A 310-nucleotide genomic window follows, 5' to 3' on the forward strand; every position below is an offset into this window, starting at 1 on the left:
GATGTATGGTCTTTTCAAAAGCGATTGCTTGCTCTTCTTTTGTCGGGTCGGCAGGCATAACCTTTGTTAGGTATAAGTTTATCTGGTCCCTAATTTGATCGTTAGGGACGCAAGAAACTACGTGACTAAAATCTTCTAGAAAACCTTTGTGGGAAATCCATGCTTCATCTTTTGTGAGTATGTCAATTGGTGTTAGTAGTACGTACTCTCTTCCGTATTTCGGTAGTATATATTGCTTTGATTTCCATGTTTCTGTTTGGTAGTTGAACTCGGCCTTTGGGATAGTGAATTTTTGTGTTTTCTCTGGTGG

At 39.4% G+C, this 310-nt stretch carries 1 protein-coding gene; it reads right to left on the reverse strand.

Annotated elements, in window-relative coordinates:
• On the reverse strand, positions 1-310 hold a 310-nt coding region (locus KMS84_RS39750), incomplete at both ends, for a DUF8370 family protein (protein ID WP_498066979.1).

The organism is Streptomyces hilarionis (genome assembly GCF_024539675.1).
Lineage (GTDB): Bacteria > Actinomycetota > Actinomycetes > Streptomycetales > Streptomycetaceae > Streptomyces > Streptomyces hilarionis.